At 63.3% G+C, this 2,252-nt stretch carries 2 protein-coding genes and 1 pseudogene; all 3 read left to right on the forward strand.

Annotated elements, in window-relative coordinates; translation table 11 throughout:
- A partial coding sequence (locus DBR24_RS28190) for an AMP-binding protein (RefSeq protein WP_146189137.1) occupies positions 1 to 853 on the forward strand: 853 nt, incomplete at its 5' end.
- A gap of 51 nt (positions 854 to 904) precedes the next feature.
- A complete protein-coding gene (locus tag DBR24_RS28195; RefSeq protein ID WP_128616337.1) occupies positions 905 to 1,777 on the forward strand; it encodes an oxygenase MpaB family protein in 873 nt (290 codons plus the stop codon).
- Between the two features lie 110 nt (positions 1,778 to 1,887).
- Positions 1,888 to 2,252: pseudogene (locus tag DBR24_RS34175) on the forward strand (SAM-dependent methyltransferase); the annotation flags it as partial.

Raw genomic sequence — 2,252 nt, forward strand, 5'->3', positions numbered from 1 at the left:
GCGCGAAGGTGCCGAACCGTTGAAGGAAACGTCGCGCCAGAGTCTGCGATTACTCGGCAGCGTCGGCGAGCCCATCAACCCGGAAGCGTGGGAATGGTATTTCAACGTGGTCGGCGAACAGCGCTGCCCGATCGTCGATACCTGGTGGCAGACCGAAACCGGCGGCATCATGCTCAGCCCCCTGGTCAGCGCCCAACGGATCAAACCCGGCTGCGCCACGCAACCGATGTTCGGCGTGCAACCGGTGCTGCTCGATGAACACGGCAAGGAAATCAAGGGTGCCGGCAGCGGCGTGCTGGCGATCAAGTCCAGCTGGCCCGCACAGATCCGCAGCGTCTACGGTGATCCGCAACGCATGGTCGACACCTACTTCAAACCCTACCCCGGTTACTACTTCACCGGTGACGGCGCGCGCCGCGACGAGGATGGCGATTACTGGATCACCGGACGCATCGACGATGTGATCAACGTGTCCGGGCACCGCATCGGCACCGCCGAAGTCGAAAGCGCACTGGTGCTGCACGACAGCATCGCCGAGGCGGCGGTGGTCGGTTATCCCCATGACGTCAAAGGTCAGGGCATCTACGCCTTCGTCACGCCAATGAATGGTGCCGAGCCGAGCGATGAACTGAAGAAAGAACTGCTCGCCCACGTCAGCAAGGAAATCGGCAGCTTCGCCAAGCCGGATCTGATCCAGTGGGCGCCGGCCTTGCCGAAAACCCGTTCAGGCAAGATCATGCGCCGCATCCTGCGCAAGATCGCCTGCAACGAACTCGACAGCCTCGGCGACACCTCGACCCTGGCCGACCCGAGTGTGGTGCAAGGCCTGATCGACAAGCGCCTCAATCAGTAACCTGCCAGGCGCGGTCAACCGGTCGCGCCTGTCCTTGTGCACAGAGTGGTCATGGAATTCATCCGCAGTCGTATCGAACACCAACTCATGAGCCTGACCGGCCTGTCTCTCGGTCAGCTCGACCTGGAAAACCCCAAGGGTGATCCCGGCCTGTTCGGCCCCGACTCAGTCAGCTGGCAGGTGCATGGCGACTTCAGCAGCATGCTGATTGGCGGCATCAGCGCGCTGTTGCTGCAAGCCTTGCATCCCCTGGCGCTGGCCGGCGTCTGGGATCACTCGAACTTTCGCCAGGACATGCTCGGGCGTTTGCGCCGAACCAGTCAGTTCGTGTCCGGCACCACGTTCGGCTCGCGTCGGGACGCCGACTGGCTGATCGAAAAAGTGCGCACCATCCACCTGCAGGTGGTCGGCACCGCGCCGGACGGCCGGCCCTACGCGGCGAGCGATCCGGACTTGCTGACGTGGGTGCACGTGGCGGAAGTCAGCAACTTCCTCGCCGCGCATTTGCGTTACCGCAACCCGCAACTGTCGTGGGCCGATCAGGATCGTTATTACGCGGAAATCGCTGTTATCGCCGAACGCCTTGGCGCCCGCGACGTACCGAAGTCCCGACAGGCTGTGGCCGATTACCTGCAAGGCATGCGCCCACAATTACTGTGCGACGAGCGCAGTCGTGAAGTGCTGCGCCTGCTGCTCGCGGCACCGGCCCCCAGCCTGTTGGCGCGGCCCTTTGGCGATCTGATGATGAAGGCCGGCATCGACCTGCTGCCGGACTGGGCCAGCGACATGCTCGACGTCCGCCAGAGTTCGGTGCAACGGCAACTGATTCGCGCCAGCGTCAGACGCAGCGCACCGATGCTGCGCTGGGCGATGCGCAATGGTTCAGTACAACGGGCACAGCGGCGCATGGGAATTCTGACCTGATGCCCGGAGCTGCAAGCTGCAAGATTTGAGCTTGAGGCTTGAAGCTTGGAGCTTGAAGCCCAGTAACTGCTAAACTCCCGCGCCCCAATTCCCTCCAGCAAGGCGCCCGCATGTCTTCCTTGAATCAGGCGCTGCGCGCCGCCCTCGACCAACGTCAAGACTTGCTCACTGAGCTGCATGGCCAGGGCACCGATTGCTATCGGCTGTTCCACGGCAGCCAGGAGGGCGCCGGCGGCTTGACCATCGACCGCTACGGCCCGCAACTGCTGGTGCAGAGCTTTCACCAGACGCTGGAACGTGACGACCTGCTGCAACTGCACGCCCTGGTCAACCAGGCCCTGGGCCTGGAAACCCTGCTGGTCTACAACGACCGCTCCCGGGGCAATTCGCGGATTGATCGCGAAGACCCGGTCTATCGTGCCGACGACGCCGCGCTGGCCGATCTGGTCGGCCACGAATGGGGCCTGAACTACCG

Source organism: Pseudomonas sp. HMWF006, assembly GCF_003061205.1.
GTDB lineage: Bacteria > Pseudomonadota > Gammaproteobacteria > Pseudomonadales > Pseudomonadaceae > Aquipseudomonas > Aquipseudomonas monsensis.

What these genes read in the sequence shown, in the direction of transcription:
- DBR24_RS28195 (WP_128616337.1), top strand. Translation starts at nt 905, where the DNA reads ATGGAATTCATCCGCAGTCGTATCGAACACCAACTCATGAGCCTGACC.